Source organism: Enterobacter sp. CPE_E1241 (assembly GCF_045618265.1).
Taxonomy (GTDB): domain Bacteria; phylum Pseudomonadota; class Gammaproteobacteria; order Enterobacterales; family Enterobacteriaceae; genus Enterobacter; species Enterobacter adelaidei.
The window spans coordinates 832,885-850,637 of sequence record NZ_JBIWYV010000001.1 but is presented as its reverse complement, the minus strand read 5'-3'; the positions used below and the strand labels follow the sequence as shown (position 1 = coordinate 850,637).

Sequence of the window (17,753 nt, the reverse complement as noted above, 5' to 3'; positions counted from 1 at the left end):
TCAGCCCGCCTGGTCCAGAATACGTACGACTAACTGCGAGAAACTCATTCCCGCCTGACGCGCAGCCATCGGCACAAGGCTGTGGCTGGTCATGCCTGGCGAAGTATTGGCTTCCAGCAGGTAAAATTGGCCATCACTGTCGAGCATGACATCAATGCGTCCCCAGCCGCGGCATCCTAGAACATTCCAGGCTTTAAGCACCAGGGACTGTAAATCTGCTTCACGTTCTGCTTCAAGACCACTTGGGCAGAAATATTGCGTCTCATCAGAGAGATACTTCGCCTCATAATCATAGAAGACTCCAGCGGGTTGGATACGAATTGACGGTAAAATTTCTTCGCCAAGCATCGCAACGGTAAATTCCGGTCCGCTGAGCCATTTCTCAATCAGAACTTCTTCATCATGTTGAAATGCCAGTTCTAAAGCGGCTGATAAATCTTCAGCTTTATCAACTTTGGACATCCCAACACTTGAACCTTCCCGACTCGGCTTAACAATAACCGGTAAGCCCAGTTCAGCAATGCGTGTATTAACGCTATCCGACAGGCCCAATTTAAATTCGCGACGCGTCAGTGCAACCCATGGCGCGACAGGCAAGCCTGCCCCCTGCCACAGCAATTTGCTGCGCAGTTTATCCATAGAGATCGCGGAAGCCATCACGCCGCTGCCGGTGTACGGCATGCCGATTAAATCCAGCAACCCTTGCAGGGTACCGTCTTCGCCACCACGACCGTGCAGCGCGATAAAGACCTTATCGAAACCCATCGCTTTCAGTTGCGTCACATCCGTCTCTTTCGGATCGACCGGATGGGCATTGACGCCCCCTTCACGCAGACCCGCCAGCACCGCCGCACCGGAATTCAGGGAAACCTCGCGCTCTGCGGAGGTACCACCAGACAGGACAGCAATCTTATCAGCCATGATGCTCATCCTCCTGGGTTTGCGGCTTCAGTTTGATTTCGGCTAAGGTACGGGCGATTTTGCCGATATTTCCGGCACCCTGAATCAGAATTAAATCGTTACCTGTCAGTACCGGTGCCAGAATTTCTGCCACCTGCGCCGGGTCAGAAACCAGAATAGGGTCCACTTTCCCGCGGCCACGAATGGTGCGACATAATGAACGGCTGTCAGCACCTGGAATCGCGGTTTCGCCTGCAGAATAAACATCCAGCATTAACAGGGTATCGACCTGTGAAAGCACGCTGGCGAAGTCGTCATACAGATCGCGGGTACGCGTGAAGCGGTGCGGCTGGAAGATCATGACCAGATTCTTGTCAGGCCAGCCAGCGCGCGCGGCTTTGATAGTCGCGTCCACTTCGGTCGGATGGTGGCCGTAGTCGTCCACCAGCATCGCGGTACCGGCTTTACCATTCACGGCGTCCAGCGGGAATTCACCGAGGAAGTCGAAACGACGGCCAGTCCCCTGGAAGCTCTCCAGCGCCCTCAGAATCGCCTCATCATCAATACCTTCTTCCGTTGCAACAGCAACGGCCGCTGCCGCATTCAGGGCGTTATGACGGCCTGGCGCATTCAGCGTCACGTGCAGCAGTTCTTTGTCCTGACGCGCGAGGGTGAAATGCCCCTGCGCACCAATCTGTTTGTATTCTTCCACACGGACATCAGCATCTTCGCTGAAACCATAAGTGGTGATTTGACGCCCGACACGCGGCAGCAGCTCGCGGATCACGGGATCGTCCACGCACATCACCGCGCGTCCATAGAACGGCAGGTTATGCAGGAAGTTGATGAAAGTCTGTTTTAAGTTCTCGAAGTCACCCTGGTAGGTATCCATATGGTCAGCTTCGATGTTAGTGACAATCGCCACCATCGGCTGCAGGTGCAGGAACGACGCGTCGCTCTCATCTGCTTCCGCAATCAAATAACGACTGTGTCCCAGACGCGCATGTACGCCTGCGGCTTTGACCAGACCACCATTGACGAACGTCGGGTCGAGACCCGCTTCCGCATAAATACTGGAGACCATCGCCGTGGTCGTGGTTTTACCGTGGGTACCGGCAATGGCGATACCGTGGCGGAAACGCATCAATTCCGCCAGCATTTCTGCACGGCGGATCACCGGAATTCGCGCTTCATGGGCGGCAACAATTTCCGGGTTGTCAGAGGAGATGGCGCTCGATACCACCACCACGCTCGCATCGCGCACGTTTTCCGGGCGATGGTTGAAATAGATAGTCGCCCCAAGCGACGCCAGTTGCTGCGTAACAGGGTTTGGCGCGAGGTCAGACCCGCTGATCTGATAACCTTCGTTAGCTAACACTTCGGCAATACCGCCCATGCCAGCACCACCGATGCCAACAAAGTGAATGTGCCGGACGCGACGCATCTCGGGCACGATTGAACGCAGTTTTGCCAGTTGTTGTGTATTCATTCTCTAAACGCCATCGACTACTTAAAAATTCGTGCAGCGCAACACGCGCTGCGAGGGTTAAGCCTGGGCAGCCAGGCTCACTTCTTTTGCCACCCGTTCCGTCGCATCAGGGATGGCGGTCGCGCGCGCGCGTTCTGCCATCTCCAGTAATACGTCTCTGTTCCAGCCCGCCAGGGTGGTGGCGACCGCATCGGCGGTAAATTGTGGCTGCTCAAATATTTTTGCGGCACCCGCTTTCTCAAGCGGCAGCGCATTCCAGTACTGCTGTCTGTCTTTGTGCTGGAATGGCACAAACAGCGCGGGTAAACCGGCGGCGGCGATCTCGCTCACCGTCAGCGCGCCTGAGCGACAAACGACGACGTCGGCCCAGGCGTATGCTGCTGCCATGTCATCAATAAACTCTGTAACGTTATGCTGCGACTGCCCCGCCTCGGCGTAAGCCTGCTCAACGGTCTGCTGAGCACCTTTGCCGCTCTGGTGCCAGATGGTAAGGGCATCCCCCAGCTTTGCAGCAACCTGCGGCATCGTCTGGTTTAAGATGCGCGCGCCCTGAGAACCGCCGACGACCAGCACACGAACCGGCCCTTCACGGCCCGTCAGGCGAGCATCCGGCAGCGGCAGTGCCAGCACATCCACACGAACCGGGTTACCCACGACGTCCGCTTTCGGGAACGCGCCGGGAAACGCCTGCATGACTTTGGTGGCAATTTTCGCCAGCCATTTGTTAGTCAGGCCGGCAATTCCGTTCTGCTCATGCAATACGACAGGGATACCTAATGACCATGCAGCCAGCCCGCCAGGACCAGACACATAACCGCCCATGCCCAGTACCACATCCGGCTTAAAGCGCTTCATGATGGTGCGCGCCTGACGCCAGGCGTTAAAAATTCGCACCGGCGCAAGGAGTAGCGCCTTGATACCTTTGCCACGCAGGCCAGAAATACGAATAAAGTCGATCTCGATCCCGTGCTTCGGCACCAGATCGGCTTCCATGCGATCTGCGGTTCCAAGCCAGCGAACCTGCCAGCCCTGATCCATTAAATGGTGCGCAACCGCCAGCCCCGGGAACACATGCCCCCCGGTACCGCCTGCCATCACCATTAACCGCTTCGGTTGATTCATCGTGAACCTCGTGTAAACGCCTGGGCTTTCTCCAGACGCGTCTCATAATCTATGCGTAACAAAAACATGATGGCTGTCGACATGATCAACAGACTCGAACCACCATAACTGATCAACGGCAACGTCAGGCCTTTGGTCGGCAGCATACCTGCTGCGGCCCCGACGTTAACCAATGCCTGGAAACTAAACCAGATACCAATTGAGCAGGCTAAGAAACCTGAGAAACGGTGATCGATTTCCAGCGCTTTTCGGCCAATAGACATGGCGCGGAAAGCGACGAAGAATACCATTAATAGCGCTAATACCACACCGATATAACCCAGTTCTTCCGCAATAATGGAGAAGATGAAGTCAGTATGCGCTTCCGGTAAATACTCCAGCTTTTGAACGGAATTGCCCAGGCCTTGCCCCCAGACCTCACCACGTCCAAAGGCCATCAACGACTGAGTCAGCTGATAACCGCTGCCGAACGGGTCTTCCCACGGATTCCAGAAGGATGTCACACGGCGGATACGATAAGGCTCGGCGAGGATCAGCAGCACAACCGCCGAAATCCCCATCCCGATGATAGCGATGAACTGCCACAGCTTCGCGCCCGCCAGGAACAGCATCGCCAGGGTGGTAACGAACAGCACGACAACGGTACCGAGGTCAGGCTGCGCCAGCAGTAATACCGCCAGCACCAGAATCACGCCCATCGGTTTTAAGAAGCCGCGCAGGTTGTTACGCACTTCATCTACCTTACGCACCAGGTAGTTAGCCAGGTAGCAGAACAGGGAGAGCTTGGTAAATTCCGCAGGCTGAATACGCAGCGGGCCAAAGGCAATCCAGCGCGATGCCCCGTTTACGGAGCTCCCCACCACCAGAACGATCAGCAGCATGATGATTGAAGCAATCAGCATTGCCGTACTGTGCCGCTGCCAGAACTCCATCGGCAGACGTAAAGTCACCAACGCCAGGCAGAATGCCAGGATGATGTACAGACCATCACGCTTGGCAAACAGGAAAGGATCGTTCGCCAGACGCTGTCCAACAGGCATTGAGGCCGATGTCACCATAATAAAACCGACCGCTGCCAGCCCCAGCGTGAGCCAGAACAGCGTGCGATCGTACATGATCAGGCTGTCGTTATCTTTTTGACGAGAGCCCATCACCCAGCCTTTCAGTGCCGCAAACAACCACACCAGGATCCCAAATCCTGGCAGGCGCGGCATTCTCAGGCGAGGGAGAGATAAACGCATCAGCCTAACTCCTTCGCCAGGCGGGTAAAGACATCACCACGCTGTTCGAAATTCTTGAATTGGTCAAGACTGGCGCACGCCGGAGAGAGCAGTACCATATCGCCAGGCTTCACACGTGGGGCAATCAGACGCATAGCCTGTTCCATGGTTTCGGTTTGCTCGGCGACCTCAGGGCGCAGTTCAGCCAGTTCACTGCCGTCACGACCAAAGCAGTAGAGACGAATGTTATCGCCAGTAAGATACTGCTTCAGGGAGGAGAAATCGGCTGACTTACCGTCGCCGCCCAACAGCAGATGCAGCGTGCCGTCAACGTGCAGGCCGTTCAGCGCAGCCTCAGTGCTGCCCACATTGGTAGCTTTGGAGTCGTTAATCCAGCGAACGCCGTTATGCTCCAGCGCCAGCTGGAAACGATGCGCCAGACCGGAAAACGTGGTCAACGCTTTCAGGCTGGAAGAGCGCGGTAAACCCACTGCATCCGCCAGCGCCAGTGCTGCCAGGGCATTGGTATAGTTATGCTGACCGGAGAGTTTCATCTCTTTGACGTTCAGCACTTTCTCACCTTTTACCCGCAGCCAGGTTTCCCCTTGCTGACGGTTCAGGTGGTAATCACCCATGGTAATACCGAAGCTAATGCAGCGTTCATCCGCCCCACGCACTGGCATGGTCAGCGCGTCATCCGCATTGACCACACAAACTTTGGCATTTTCATACACGCGCAGCTTGGCAGCACGGTACTGCTGCAGACCAAATGGATATCTGTCCATATGATCTTCGGTCACGTTAAGGATCGTCGCAGCGGCAGCGTGCAGGCTGGAGATCGTTTCCAGCTGGAAGCTGGAAAGCTCGAGGACATATAGTTCGCAGCCTTTGTCCAGCAGCATCAGCGCTGGCAGGCCGATATTACCGCCTACCCCTACGTTCATGCCTGCAGCTTTCGCCATCTCACCCACCAGCGTGGTTACGGTGCTTTTGCCGTTAGAACCGGTAATAGCAATAACCGGTGCCTGTGCTTCGCGGCAGAACAGTTCGATATCGCCGACAATCTCAACGCCAGCATCAGCAGCAGCGCTCAGTGACGGATGCGCCAGGGCCATACCCGGGCTGGCGACAATCAGATCGGCTGCCAGCAACCAGTCATCATTCAGACCACCAAGGTGGCGTTCAACCTGTTCCGGCAGCTTGTCCAGACCCGGCGGGGAGACACGCGTATCCATCACCCGTGGCGTCACGCCGCGCGCGAGGAAAAAGTCCACGCAGGAAAGGCCAGTAAGGCCCAACCCGATGATAACGACTTTTTTGCCCTGGTAATCTGCCATGATTAACGTACCTTCAGCGTTGCCAGGCCAATCAGCACCAGCATCAGCGAAATAATCCAGAAGCGCACAATGACACGCGGTTCTGGCCAGCCTTTCAGTTCATAGTGGTGGTGGATCGGTGCCATACGGAAGATGCGCTGACCGCGCAGCTTGAAGGAACCGACCTGCAAAATCACCGACAGGGTTTCAACCACAAACACCCCCCCCATGATCACCAGCAGGAACTCCTGACGCAGCAGAACGGCAATGATGCCGAGCGCACCGCCCAAAGCCAGGGAACCGACATCCCCCATAAAGACCTGCGCCGGGTAGGTGTTGAACCACAGGAAGCCCAGTCCCGCACCGACGATCGCCGTACAGACGATCACCAGCTCACCCGCGTGTCGCAGATAAGGAATGTGCAAATAGTTGGCAAAGTTCATGTTACCGGTTGCCCACGCTACCAGGGCAAAACCCGCGGCCACGAAGACGGTTGGCATAATCGCCAGACCATCCAGTCCATCGGTCAGGTTGACGGCGTTACCGGTACCAACAATGACGAAATACGCCAGCAGGATGTAGAACAACCCAAGTTGCGGCATCACGTCTTTAAAGAACGGCACGACCAGCTCGGTGGCCGGTGTGTCTTTTCCAGCCAGGTACAGCGCGAAGGCCACGCCCAGCGCAATCACCGACATCCAGAAGTACTTCCAGCGGGCGATCAGGCCCTTAGTGTCTTTACGCACCACTTTGCGGTAGTCATCAACAAAGCCGATAATGCCGTAGCCAATCAGGACGGTCAGCACACACCAGACGTACGGGTTTGACGGGTACGCCCACAGCAATACTGATACCACAATGGCAGTCAGGATCATGATCCCACCCATGGTAGGGGTACCACGTTTGCTGAAGTGCGACTCCGGACCATCGTTACGCACGACCTGGCCAAAAGAGAGTTTTTGCAGACGGGCAATCATGCGCGGGCCCATCCACAATGAGATGAACAGCGCAGTCAGCAGGCTGACAATGGCGCGAAACGTCAGATAGGAAAAGACGTTAAAGCCTGAGTAATATTTGACCAAATGCTCGGCCAGCCAAACTAACATGTCCCGTTCTCCTGTAATGCGTGCACAACCTCTTCCATGGCGGCACTACGTGAACCTTTCACAAGTACTGTCACAATTTGTTTTTCTGCAATCAACGCGTTGAGGCGTTTAATCAACGCAGCTTTATCGGCAAAATGCTCACCAACGCCGCTGGCCTGGCTAATCGCCTGGCTCAGTTTTCCTGCGCTCAATACGCAGTCCAGTCCCGCCGCTTTCGCCGCGTCACCGACCTGGGTGTGGCAGGCTTCGCTTTCGTCGCCCAGCTCAGCCATATCACCCACTACCATGATGCGGTAACCCGGCATCTCAGACAGCACCTGCACCGCCGCCGTCATCGAACCGACGTTCGCGTTGTAGGAGTCATCCAGCAACAGTTTGTTGTCAGCAAACTGGATAGGGAACAAGCGTCCCGGTACGGCTTTTAAATGTGCCAGCCCGGTTTTAATCGCTTCATGCGAAGCACCTACCGCTGTCGACAATGCCGCCGCCGCAAGTGCATTGGCGATATTATGGCGACCCGGCAGTGGCAGCAGAACATCGATGCCCCCGGTTGGGGTAGTGAGCGTGAATTCCGTGCCATGCGACGTCACATGAATATTGGTTGCGGTAAAATCACTGTTGGCCGCATTCGGCGAGAAGCGCCAGGTTTTACGCGAGCCAATAATGCTCTGCCAGTTCAGCCAGTCATTGTTGTCGGCATTCATAATGGCAATGCCGTCAACAGGCAGTCCGGTATAAATCTCACCTTTCGCTTTCGCCACACCTTCCAGCGAGCCAAAGCCTTCCAGATGCGCAGCCGCCAGGTTATTCACCAGCGCCGCTTCCGGGCGAGTCAAACTCACGGTCCAGGCAATTTCACCCTGGTGGTTTGCCCCCAGCTCGATAACAGCAAATTCGTGCTCTTTGGTCAGGCGAAGTAATGTCATCGGCACGCCGACGTCATTATTGAGGTTGCCTGCGGTATAAAGCGTATTTCCGCACTGACTTAGAATGGCTGCGGTCATTTCTTTCACGGACGTTTTGCCAGAGGACCCGGTCAGGGCCACGACGCGAGTGGGGACTTGCTGACGAACCCATGCCGCCAGCTCGCCAAAAGCGAGACGCGTATCCTTCACCACAATCTGCGGCAGATCGACAGCCAGTTTACGGCTAACCAGCAGCGCACCAGCGCCATTTTCTTTGGCCTGCTGTGCAAAATCATGCGCGTCAAAACGCTCACCTTTTAGCGCCACAAACAGACAACCTGCAGTGACTTTGCGGGTGTCGGTCGTCACGGCGTCAATGGTCAGATCCTGACCCAGCAATTCGCCGTACAGTACCGCAGCAGCCTGACTTAACGTGATGCTAATCATGCCACCACTCCCAGCAGACGTGCTGCCGTTACGCGGTCCGAGTAGTCCAGACGACGATTGCCGACAATCTGATAATCTTCATGGCCTTTACCGGCCAGCAGCACCACGTCATTTTCCTGCGCCTGCATGATGGTGTTCGTTACCGCTTCTGCACGGCCTTCAACAACACGCGCACGACCTGCGTCCAGCATACCTGCCAGAATATCGTTGATAATGGCGCGCGGCTCTTCGGTACGCGGGTTGTCATCAGTTACGACAGGAATATCCGCGAATTGCTCAGCAATGGCACCCATCAACGGACGTTTGCCTTTGTCGCGATCGCCGCCGCAGCCAAACACGCACCAGAGTTTACCGGCACAGTGCAGGCGCGCCGCTTCCAGCGCTTTTTCCAGCGCATCCGGCGTGTGGGCATAATCAACGACCACGGTCGGTTTACCTGGCGCGCTAAACACTTCCATGCGGCCACAAACCGGCTGCAGACGTTCGGCAGTTTTCAGCAGTTCAGCCATCGGATAGCCCAGCGCCAGTAATGTTGCCAGGGCCAGCAGCAGGTTGCTGACGTTAAACGCCCCCATCAGGCGGCTTTCAATTTCCCCTTCACCCCAGGAAGAGGTAAAGCGGATGGTGGCACCGCTATCGTGGTAGTTCACCTTAACGGCCTTCAACCAGCGACCATGGCAGTTGGGGTTAATATGATCTTCCATTGACACCGCAACCGCATCCGGCAGCTTCGCCAGCCAGCGACGACCTACTTCGTCGTCGGCGTTGATGATGGCTTGACCACAATGATGCGTGGAGTAGAGCAGCCATTTTGCGGCTTCGTAATGCTCCATATCACCATGATAATCGAGGTGATCGCGGCTCAGGTTAGTGAACACAGAGGCTGCAAATTTCAACGCCGCCACACGGTGCTGTACCAGTCCATGCGAAGAAACTTCCATTGCAGCAAAGGTTGCCCCCTGCTCTGCCAGACCAGCAAGGACATGCTGTACATCAACCGCTGATCCGGTGGTATTTTCCGTCGGGCTCACTTTGCCCATCAGGCCATTGCCTACGGTCCCCATCACCGCACCGGTTTCACCCAACAGTTGCGCCCATTGCGCCATGAGTTGTGTGGTGGTGGTTTTTCCGTTTGTTCCCGTCACGCCAACCAGACGTAATTGGTCGGAAGGTTCGTGGTAGAAACGCCCCGCCAGCGCGGAAAGACGCTCATTTAACTGGCTGAGATAGATAACCGGCACCCCGTGCATCTCACGGATCTCACCGTCGGTTGCCTCATCTTTGGCCTCAGCAATAATGGCAGCAACACCTTGCGCAATCGCCTGCGGGATATAACGACGCCCGTCCGCCTGATGACCGACCACCGCCACAAAAAGATCGCCAGATGCAGCCACGCGGCTGTCCAGTACCATTTCTCGCAGTGCTCGCTCCGGTGCATTTGGCACCCACGGAGCGAGAAGGTCGCGCAAATTACGATCTGCCACCTGTACCCTCGCCTTGATTAATTACAAATTCACTTTTTTCGCCCGTCGCCAGCGCATCCGGTTCGATATTCATGGTGCGCAATACGCCGCCCATAATAGCCCCGAACACAGGCGCGGAGACGGCGCCGCCGTAGTATTTACCCGCCTGTGGATCGTTAATGACGACCACCAGCGCAAAACGCGGATTGCTTGCAGGCGCAACGCCTGCGGTGTAGGCAATGTATTTGTTGATATAGCGGCCGTCTGGCCCCACTTTTTTCGCCGTACCGGTTTTTATGGCGATACGATAGCCTTTGATCGCCGCTTTTACGCCACCGCCACCAGGCAGTGCCACGCTTTCCATCATATGCACAACGGTACGAACGATAGATTCCGGGAAGATTCTCTCTCCAGGAACCGGTGGATCAACTTTGGTAATCGACAGCGGACGATAAACGCCGTAGCTGCCAATCGTTGCGTAGACTCGCGCTAACTGTAACGGGGTTACCATTAGCCCGTAGCCGAAAGAGAAGGTGGCCCTCTCTATGTCAGACCACCGTTGTTTTTGAGGATATAAGCCACTGCGTTCTCCGACCAACCCCAAATTGGTCGCCTTTCCCAGTCCAAAACGTGAGTAAGTCTCTACTAACGCTGAGGACGGCATCGCTAACGCCAGCTTTGAAACACCGACGTTACTCGACTTCTGTAACACCCCGGTCAGGGTTAATTCGCTGTAGCGTGCCACGTCTTTAATCTCGTGGCCGTTAATACGGTAAGGGATCGTGTTCAGAACCGTGTTTTCATTGACGATGCCGCGCTGCAGCGCCGTCATCACCACCATCGGTTTCACCGTCGAGCCCGGCTCGAACACGTCGGTGATCGCCCGGTTACGCATCGCGTCTTTAGCGGTGCCGGTAAAGTTGTTCGGGTTGTAGGATGGACTGTTGGCCATCGCCAGCACTTCGCCCGTGCTGACATCCACCAGCACGGCGCTACCTGACTCCGCTTTGTTGAAAGCCACAGCATTGTTCAGCTCGCGGTAGACCAGCGCCTGCAAGCGCTCATCAATACTCAGCGCCAGGTTGTGTGCCGCCTGGCTGTCCGTGGACGAGATATCTTCGATCACGCGACCATAGCGGTCTTTACGCACAATTCGCTCGCCCGGCTGGCCGGTGAGCCACTTATCGAAACTTTTTTCAACGCCCTCAATCCCCTGGCTATCGACGTTAGTGAAGCCAATGAGGTGAGCAGTTACTTCGCCGGAAGGGTAATAACGGCGGGATTCCTCACGAAGATGAATGCCCGGCAGTTTCAGTTTGCGAATGTAGTCAGCCATGTCAGGGTTCACCTGACGCGCCAGATAGATAAAACGCCCTTTCGGGTTAGCGTTGACGCGGGAGGCAAGCTGGTCCAGCGGCATTTTCAGAGCATCGGAGAGCGCTTTCCAGCGGTTATCGAGGGTGATCCCCCCGGCATCGTGCAGCTCTTTCGGGTCAGCCCAGATCGCTTTGACCGGCACACTCACCGCCAACGGACGGCCTGAGCGGTCAGTGATCATCCCGCGGGACGTCGAGACCTCCTGGACACGCAGAGAGCGCATATCGCCCTGACGTACCAGCATGTCAGGCGCGACGATTTGTAACCATGCCACGCGTCCCAGCAGGAAACCCAGTGCCAGTAAAATGCAGCCGCAAAGCAACGCAAAACGCCAACTGACAAAGTTGGCCTGTTCTTCCTGACGTTTTGGTTTTAGCGTTTTTGCCGCTGCTTTCATGCGTCGCGTTTTCCCTTATTTTTGTACTACGATATTTTCCTGGGAAGGATCAACATGCTGCAGTTGCAGCTTTTCCGTTGCGATCCGTTCAACCCGGCTGTGATCGCCGAGCGCGTTTTCTTCAAGGATCAGATTTCGCCATTCAATATCCAGCGCATCGCGTTCCAGTACCATCTGCTCGCGCTGCGCAGTTAATAAACGAGTGTGGTGGGCTGTGGTGACCACCGTTACTGCCGTCACAATGATGCAAATGAACAAGCAGAGTGGCAGCTTCCCAAACCGCAAAAGATCGTCGCCGATCACGCCAGGCAAGGCATGGCGCTCGTTGCTTCCTAACGAATCCTTAACTTTGCTTAGGGTCTCTGTCACTCTGCTGATCATGCGTTCGTCCTCTCTGCAACACGCAGCACTGAACTACGGGCACGTGGATTCTCTGCCACCTCTTCTTCGCCCGGCATCAACTTGCCTAATGCTCGCAACTGACGGCCACCCAGCTTCCTGAGTTGTTCTTCCGTCATCGGCAGCCCCGCTGGGACTTGTGGACCGCGGCTTTGTTCACGCATAAAGCGTTTCACAATACGGTCTTCCAGCGAATGGAAGCTGATGATGGATAACCGCCCACCCGGGGCCAGCACGTCGAGCGAGCTTTTTAGCGCCAGCTCTATTTCCTCCAGTTCACTGTTTACCCAGATGCGAACCGCCTGGAAGGTACGGGTCGCGGGATGTTTGTGTTTATCCTTCACCGGTGTCGCCGCCGCGATCACCTCGGCCAGCTCTTTAGTGCGGGTCATTGGCTCAATGCGGTTGCGTTCAACAATGGCGCGCGCAATACGTTTGCCAAAACGCTCCTCGCCGAAGGTTTTGATTACCCATGCAATATCGGCTTCGTCAGCAGTCTGTAACCACTCAGCGGCAGATTGGCCACGAGTCGGGTCCATACGCATGTCCAGCGGACCATCACGCATAAAGGAAAAGCCACGTTCAGCGTCATCAAGCTGTGGTGAAGAGACGCCAAGATCGAGAAGAATCCCGTCGATCTTGCCCGTCAGGCCGCGCTCAGCAACATATTCCGCGAGCGCAGAGAAAGGTCCATGCACGATGGAAAAGCGTGGGTCATCGATGGTTTGCGCCACGGCAATCGCCTGCGGATCGCGATCGATTGCCAGCAGACGTCCTTCCGCTCCAAGTTGGGAGAGGATCAAACGCGAATGGCCACCGCGACCAAAAGTGCCATCAATGTAGATGCCATCCGGACGAATATTCAGGCCGTTAACGGCCTCGTCCAGTAACACCGTTGTATGTTTATAATTTTCCATCATATTTATAGAGACAAGTCCTGCAGCCGTTCCGATAATGTTGCAGAATCAGACTGCTCAGCGTCGATATCTTCCTTGACCTGTTGATACCAGGTCGTTTCGTCCCACAGTTCAAACTTGTTGAACTGCCCGACCAGCATCACTTCTTTGGTCAGACCGGCATGTTGCCGCAACACAGGTGCAATCAGTAATCGCCCTGCGTTATCCATCTGACACTCACTCGCATGTCCCAATAACAACCGCTGCACGCGGCGTTCCTGCGGGTTCATGCTCGACAGTCGCGACAGCTTTTGCTCAATAATTTCCCATTCAGGCAAGGGGTAAAGCAGCAGGCAGGGGGAGTTAATGTCAATGGTGCAAACCATTTGACCCGCAGCGTTCTCAATCAGCTGGTCGCGGTATCGGGTTGGTACCGATAAACGCCCTTTGCTGTCGAGATTGACTAACGTAGCTCCACGGAACATGCCAGTCTCACCCCTCCTCACCACTTTAACCCACAAATTCCCACCTAAAGGAGTTTACGGAGCGAGGGAAAAGCTTGTCAAGCCAGGACTCTCCCTGTAAGGACTCAAATGCCCTCTATTTACAGAGTTAAACAGTCCTGGTTAATAACTGCACAACTGGCGAGGCAAAATTAACGTTATGAATATTTGTAAGAAAAAAACCGAATATGCACACGAGCGTTAAGACTCACTCAATATCATCGCAGATAAATATAAAGTGTCAGTTTGCGACGCGGGCAGCATTTTATGACAGATTCTCAGGGGATAACAGCGCCAGATTCATCACCGCGCTCGATAAGCACGGCGGCTGGCATGCAAGCGGACACAGGAGAAGGAAAAACGTCTGAATATTCATCGACCGAATAGGCTTTGTAACAAAACAATACAAAAATAGGTGCTTAAACCCGCTTAAAAGTTCTTTGACGCTCATTTTAAAAGTCAAAATGAATTAAGAGAAATAGCCGATTATGATTCCTAAGGAATTATCCTAATTTCTGTCAGGGAATTATCTCTGCGAATTATTACAACAAAATGGGGCAGATTTCGCCGCCCCAGTCATTTCATTTGTTGCGGCTTAAAATTCCGCGATGGTAGAGATTACGTTTGATACGAGTCAGGCCCGGCTTCGGTTTCCGCGGCTCATCCAGGCTCGCCAGCACAATCTCCAGTACACGTTCAGCCACATCACGATGACGTTGCGCCACCGCCAGCACCGGGCACTGGAGGAAATCGAGCAGTTCGTTATCACCGAAAGTGGCAATGGCCAGGTCTGATGGCAGCTTACCTTCCCGACGTAAGGTCACATCCATTACACCTTGCAGAAGAGCAAACGAGGTGGTGAACAATGCCTGAGGCATCGGGTGCGTCTCCAGCCATTTCTCGAACAGCTGCGCGGCTGCTTCACGTTCATAGCTGTTAGCATAGAGATAGTGAACCTCACGCGGATCGTCTTTCCAGGCGGTCCTGAATCCCTGTTCACGGAGGAAGCTCACAGACAGCTCCGGCAGCGCGCCAAGATAAAGCACGGTTTCAGCCGGAAAGGTTCTTAGCTCTGCAGCCAGCATTTCCGCATCATCCTGATCGGCTCCCACAACACTGGTGAAGTGTTCGCGATCCAGGGCGCGATCCAGCGCAACAATCGGGAACGAATCGTTAGCCCAGCGCTGATAAAACGGATGCTCTGGCGGCAAAGAGGTCGAAACGATGATGGCATCCACCTGACGCTGGAGCAGGTGCTCAATGCAGCGCATCTCGTTGTCGGGCTGGTCTTCCGAGCAGGCAATCAGCAATTGATAGCCACGCTGGCGAGCCTGACGTTCAAGATAGTTAGCGATACGGGTGTAGCTGGTGTTTTCCAGATCCGGGATCACCAGACCAATAGAGCGGGTGCGCCCGGCACGCAAACCGGCTGCGACAGCATTCGGATGGTAGTTATGTTCACGAACCACCGCCATAACTTTTTCAACGGTCTTATCGCTGACACGGTACTGCTTTGCTTTACCGTTAATCACATAGCTGGCCGTTGTTCGTGACACGCCGGCTAGCCGGGCGATTTCATCCAGTTTCACAATTGCCCCTTAAAAAAAGAAAAGAGTCCATGGCCCTGTCAAGGTTATGGTTAAATCTTTTAACATCTAAACGCAGAAAAGCCTTCGCGGCAACCGCTTTTATCTGCGTTGTCGGCTGATTACGCAAAAAAAAGCCCGGCTTTGGTGACCGGGCAGAAAGAGGCGAACCTTTTTGACAACTAACGCATGATTTTCTCGCCGCGTGACAGGCCAACAACGCCCGATCTCGCGACCTCAACAATTTTTGCTACATCCCGCACGGACGCCAGGAAAGCATCCAGCTTGTCACTTGTACCGACCAGTTGAACCGTATAGAGGGAAGGCGTGACGTCTATAATCTGCCCACGGAAGATATCCGCACTGCGTTTGACCTCCTCACGTCCGTAGCCGGTGGCCTGGATTTTCACCAGCATGACCTCACGCTCAACATAGGCCCCCTGCCCCAGCTCGCTCACTCGCAGTACATCAACCAGCTTATGCAGTTGCTTCTCAATTTGCTCAAGCACTTTGGCATCGCCGACGGTTTGAATGGTCATCCGCGACAGCGTCGGATCGTCCGTCGGTGCAACGGTCAGGCTTTCAATGTTATAGCCGCGCTGCGCAAATAGCCCAATGACGCGCGACAGTGCGCCAGACTCGTTTTCCAGTAACACAGATAATATCCGGCGCATATCAGGTTCTCTCCGTTTTGCTTAACCACATTTCATCCATACCACCACCGCGAATATGCATTGGATAAACGTGCTCGGTCCCATCAACAATCACATCCATAAAGACGAGGCGGTTGTTTTTAACGTGTTCAAGCGCTTCAGCGAGCTTCGTTTCCAGCTCAGCTGGATCTGTCACCCGCATGCCAACGTGACCGTAAGCTTCAGCAAGACGAACAAAATCCGGCAGTGACTTCATGTACGACTGAGAGTGGCGACCAGAGTAGATCATATCCTGCCACTGCTTCACCATACCCAGGTAGCCGTTATTCAGGTTCAGCACGAGAACCGGCAGTTCATACTGCAGCGCGGTAGACAACTCCTGAATGTTCATCTGGATACTGCCGTCCCCGGTTACGCAGACGACGGTTTCATTCGGCAGTGCCAGCTTCACGCCCAGCGCCGCAGGTAGACCAAAGCCCATCGTTCCTAAGCCGCCCGAGTTGATCCAGTGTCGCGGTTTATCAAACGGGTAATACAGGGCGGCAAACATCTGGTGCTGCCCCACGTCTGAGGTCACGTAAGCCTCACCTTTCGTCAGTCGCCACACCGCTTCGATAACCGCCTGCGGCTTAATGTTTTCGCTTTGCGTGTCATATTTCAGACACTGGCGCGCACGCCACCGATCAATCTGCTGCCACCAGTCACGGATCTCATCCAGCGGCTGGGTAGCGTTCTCCTGGGCCAGCAGATCCAGCATTTGCTCCAGAACCTGACGAGCATCACCGACGATCGGCACATCCGCCGACACCGTTTTTGAAATTGACGTCGGATCGATATCAATATGCAGCACGGTAGCGTTCGGACAATACTTCGCCAGATTGTTGGTAGTACGATCGTCAAAGCGCACCCCGACCGCAAAGATCACGTCAGAATGATGCATAGTCATGTTGGCTTCATAGGTACCGTGCATACCCAGCATTCCCAGCGCCTGAGGGTGGGTGGCCGGGAATGCCCCGAGCCCCATCAGCGACGACGCAACAGGAAGGTTAAGCTTTTCAATCAGTTCACGAAGCTGTACTTCGCAGGCAGAATTGATCGCCCCTCCGCCGACATAAACCACCGGTTTTTTGGCCGCCAGAAGCGTTTGCAACGCTCGCTTGATCTGACCTTTATGCCCCTGCGTTGTTGGGTTATAAGAGCGCATGCTGACCGATTCTGGCCAGACATAAGGCAGCTTGTTTGCAGGGTTCAGAATATCTTTAGGCAGATCGACCACCACCGGTCCCGGACGCCCGCTTGCCGCTAGCCAGAAGGCCTTTTTCAGGATGCCAGGAATGTCTTCGGTTTGCTTTACCAGGAAGCTGTGCTTCACAACGGGACGCGAAATCCCCACCATGTCGCACTCCTGAAACGCATCGTAGCCGATCAGTGAGGTCGCCACCTGCCCGGAGAGGATCACCAGCGGGATAGAGTCCATATACGCCGTTGCAATACCGGTGATGGCGTTAGTTGCACCAGGACCTGACGTGACTAAGACCACGCCCACTTCACCCGTCGCACGTGCCAGGCCGTCAGCCATGTGTACTGCCGCCTGCTCGTGGCGTACCAGAACATGGTCAATGCCACCTACCGTATGCAGCGCATCATAAATATCAAGGACTGCGCCGCCAGGGTAGCCGAACACTTGCTTCACGCCCTGATCGATAAGCGATCGCACGACCATTTCCGCGCCAGACAACATCTCCATGCTTTGCCTCCAGGCATTTTGTTATAGACGGACTGCCGAATTCATTTCCGCACCGTCTTACTATTGGGATGAACCAATCTTATATTTTGCAGAGTGATCCTTACCTTAACCGCTCGTTATGAGGCAGGCAATTAGCAAACCGGCAGAGAGAAGAGGTACTTAAAGCAGAAAAAACAGACATTGGGAGGCGATGTGGTCAATTCATCTGGCATTAGAGGATGCGATGA

Annotated in this window: 15 protein-coding genes; all 15 read right to left on the bottom strand. The window is 54.8% G+C overall.

Annotated elements, in window-relative coordinates:
- A complete protein-coding gene (locus ACJ9Y9_RS04115) occupies nucleotides 1–921 on the bottom strand; it encodes a D-alanine--D-alanine ligase (RefSeq protein ID WP_028016686.1) in 921 nt (306 codons plus the stop codon).
- Entirely contained in the window at nucleotides 914–2,389 is a 1,476-nt protein-coding gene (gene murC, locus ACJ9Y9_RS04110; protein WP_028016685.1) for a UDP-N-acetylmuramate--L-alanine ligase, read from the bottom strand. Before murC ends, ACJ9Y9_RS04115 begins: the two co-directional genes overlap by 8 nt.
- A 57-nt stretch (nucleotides 2,390–2,446) precedes the next feature.
- Complete coding sequence (gene murG, locus ACJ9Y9_RS04105) at nucleotides 2,447–3,511, bottom strand: undecaprenyldiphospho-muramoylpentapeptide beta-N-acetylglucosaminyltransferase (RefSeq protein ID WP_028016684.1); 1,065 nt, start codon at nucleotides 3,509–3,511, stop codon at nucleotides 2,447–2,449.
- Complete coding sequence (gene ftsW, locus ACJ9Y9_RS04100; protein ID WP_028016683.1) at nucleotides 3,508–4,752, bottom strand: cell division protein FtsW; 1,245 nt, start codon at nucleotides 4,750–4,752, stop codon at nucleotides 3,508–3,510. The genes murG and ftsW overlap by 4 nt, the downstream gene beginning before the upstream one ends.
- Nucleotides 4,752–6,068, bottom strand: a complete 1,317-nt coding sequence (murD, locus tag ACJ9Y9_RS04095) for a UDP-N-acetylmuramoyl-L-alanine--D-glutamate ligase (RefSeq protein ID WP_028016682.1) — start codon at nucleotides 6,066–6,068, stop codon at nucleotides 4,752–4,754. The genes ftsW and murD overlap by 1 nt, the downstream gene beginning before the upstream one ends.
- A gap of 2 nt (nucleotides 6,069–6,070) precedes the next feature.
- On the bottom strand, nucleotides 6,071–7,153 hold the full coding sequence (gene mraY, locus ACJ9Y9_RS04090; RefSeq protein ID WP_028016681.1) for a phospho-N-acetylmuramoyl-pentapeptide-transferase: 1,083 nt from the start codon (nucleotides 7,151–7,153) through the stop codon (nucleotides 6,071–6,073).
- A complete protein-coding gene (gene murF, locus ACJ9Y9_RS04085) occupies nucleotides 7,147–8,505 on the bottom strand; it encodes a UDP-N-acetylmuramoyl-tripeptide--D-alanyl-D-alanine ligase (protein ID WP_407226068.1) in 1,359 nt (452 codons plus the stop codon). The genes mraY and murF overlap by 7 nt, the downstream gene beginning before the upstream one ends.
- A complete protein-coding gene (murE, locus tag ACJ9Y9_RS04080) occupies nucleotides 8,502–9,989 on the bottom strand; it encodes a UDP-N-acetylmuramoyl-L-alanyl-D-glutamate--2,6-diaminopimelate ligase (protein WP_028016679.1) in 1,488 nt (495 codons plus the stop codon). Before murE ends, murF begins: the two co-directional genes overlap by 4 nt.
- Entirely contained in the window at nucleotides 9,976–11,742 is a 1,767-nt protein-coding gene (locus ACJ9Y9_RS04075; protein ID WP_028016678.1) for a peptidoglycan glycosyltransferase FtsI, read from the bottom strand. The genes murE and ACJ9Y9_RS04075 overlap by 14 nt, the downstream gene beginning before the upstream one ends.
- A gap of 15 nt (nucleotides 11,743–11,757) precedes the next feature.
- Nucleotides 11,758–12,123 carry a cell division protein FtsL gene (gene ftsL / locus ACJ9Y9_RS04070; RefSeq protein WP_014830643.1) on the bottom strand — a complete coding sequence of 122 codons (366 nt, stop codon included), beginning with the start codon at nucleotides 12,121–12,123 and terminating at the stop codon, nucleotides 11,758–11,760.
- Nucleotides 12,120–13,061 carry a 16S rRNA (cytosine(1402)-N(4))-methyltransferase RsmH gene (rsmH, locus tag ACJ9Y9_RS04065; protein ID WP_028016677.1) on the bottom strand — a complete coding sequence of 314 codons (942 nt, stop codon included), beginning with the start codon at nucleotides 13,059–13,061 and terminating at the stop codon, nucleotides 12,120–12,122. Before rsmH ends, ftsL begins: the two co-directional genes overlap by 4 nt.
- A 2-nt stretch (nucleotides 13,062–13,063) precedes the next feature.
- Nucleotides 13,064–13,522, bottom strand: coding sequence for a division/cell wall cluster transcriptional repressor MraZ (gene mraZ / locus ACJ9Y9_RS04060; protein ID WP_021240528.1), 459 nt, complete (start codon nucleotides 13,520–13,522; stop codon nucleotides 13,064–13,066).
- A 599-nt stretch (nucleotides 13,523–14,121) separates the two neighbouring features.
- A complete protein-coding gene (gene cra, locus ACJ9Y9_RS04055) occupies nucleotides 14,122–15,129 on the bottom strand; it encodes a catabolite repressor/activator (RefSeq protein WP_028016676.1) in 1,008 nt (335 codons plus the stop codon).
- A gap of 179 nt (nucleotides 15,130–15,308) precedes the next feature.
- The gene (ilvN, locus tag ACJ9Y9_RS04050) at nucleotides 15,309–15,800 is read right to left on the bottom strand and encodes an acetolactate synthase small subunit (RefSeq protein WP_028016675.1); all 492 of its coding nucleotides are present in this window, start codon (nucleotides 15,798–15,800) and stop codon (nucleotides 15,309–15,311) included.
- 1 nt (nucleotide 15,801) lies between these two features.
- Complete coding sequence (gene ilvI, locus ACJ9Y9_RS04045) at nucleotides 15,802–17,526, bottom strand: acetolactate synthase 3 large subunit (RefSeq protein ID WP_028016674.1); 1,725 nt, start codon at nucleotides 17,524–17,526, stop codon at nucleotides 15,802–15,804.
- Nucleotides 17,527–17,753 lie beyond the last annotated feature (227 nt).

Coding starts and splice junctions, on each gene's coding strand:
- mraY (WP_028016681.1), bottom strand. CDS start 7,153: ATGTTAGTTTGGCTGGCCGAGCATTTGGTCAAATATTACTCAGGCTTT.
- rsmH (WP_028016677.1), bottom strand. CDS start 13,061: ATGATGGAAAATTATAAACATACAACGGTGTTACTGGACGAGGCCGTT.
- mraZ (WP_021240528.1), bottom strand. CDS start 13,522: ATGTTCCGTGGAGCTACGTTAGTCAATCTCGACAGCAAAGGGCGTTTA.
- ftsW (WP_028016683.1), bottom strand. CDS start 4,752: ATGCGTTTATCTCTCCCTCGCCTGAGAATGCCGCGCCTGCCAGGATTT.
- murF (WP_407226068.1), bottom strand. CDS start 8,505: ATGATTAGCATCACGTTAAGTCAGGCTGCTGCGGTACTGTACGGCGAA.
- murD (WP_028016682.1), bottom strand. CDS start 6,068: ATGGCAGATTACCAGGGCAAAAAAGTCGTTATCATCGGGTTGGGCCTT.
- murG (WP_028016684.1), bottom strand. CDS start 3,511: ATGAATCAACCGAAGCGGTTAATGGTGATGGCAGGCGGTACCGGGGGG.
- ilvN (WP_028016675.1), bottom strand. CDS start 15,800: ATGCGCCGGATATTATCTGTGTTACTGGAAAACGAGTCTGGCGCACTG.
- ACJ9Y9_RS04075 (WP_028016678.1), bottom strand. CDS start 11,742: ATGAAAGCAGCGGCAAAAACGCTAAAACCAAAACGTCAGGAAGAACAG.
- ftsL (WP_014830643.1), bottom strand. CDS start 12,123: ATGATCAGCAGAGTGACAGAGACCCTAAGCAAAGTTAAGGATTCGTTA.
- ilvI (WP_028016674.1), bottom strand. CDS start 17,526: ATGGAGATGTTGTCTGGCGCGGAAATGGTCGTGCGATCGCTTATCGAT.
- murC (WP_028016685.1), bottom strand. CDS start 2,389: ATGAATACACAACAACTGGCAAAACTGCGTTCAATCGTGCCCGAGATG.
- ACJ9Y9_RS04115 (WP_028016686.1), bottom strand. CDS start 921: ATGGCTGATAAGATTGCTGTCCTGTCTGGTGGTACCTCCGCAGAGCGC.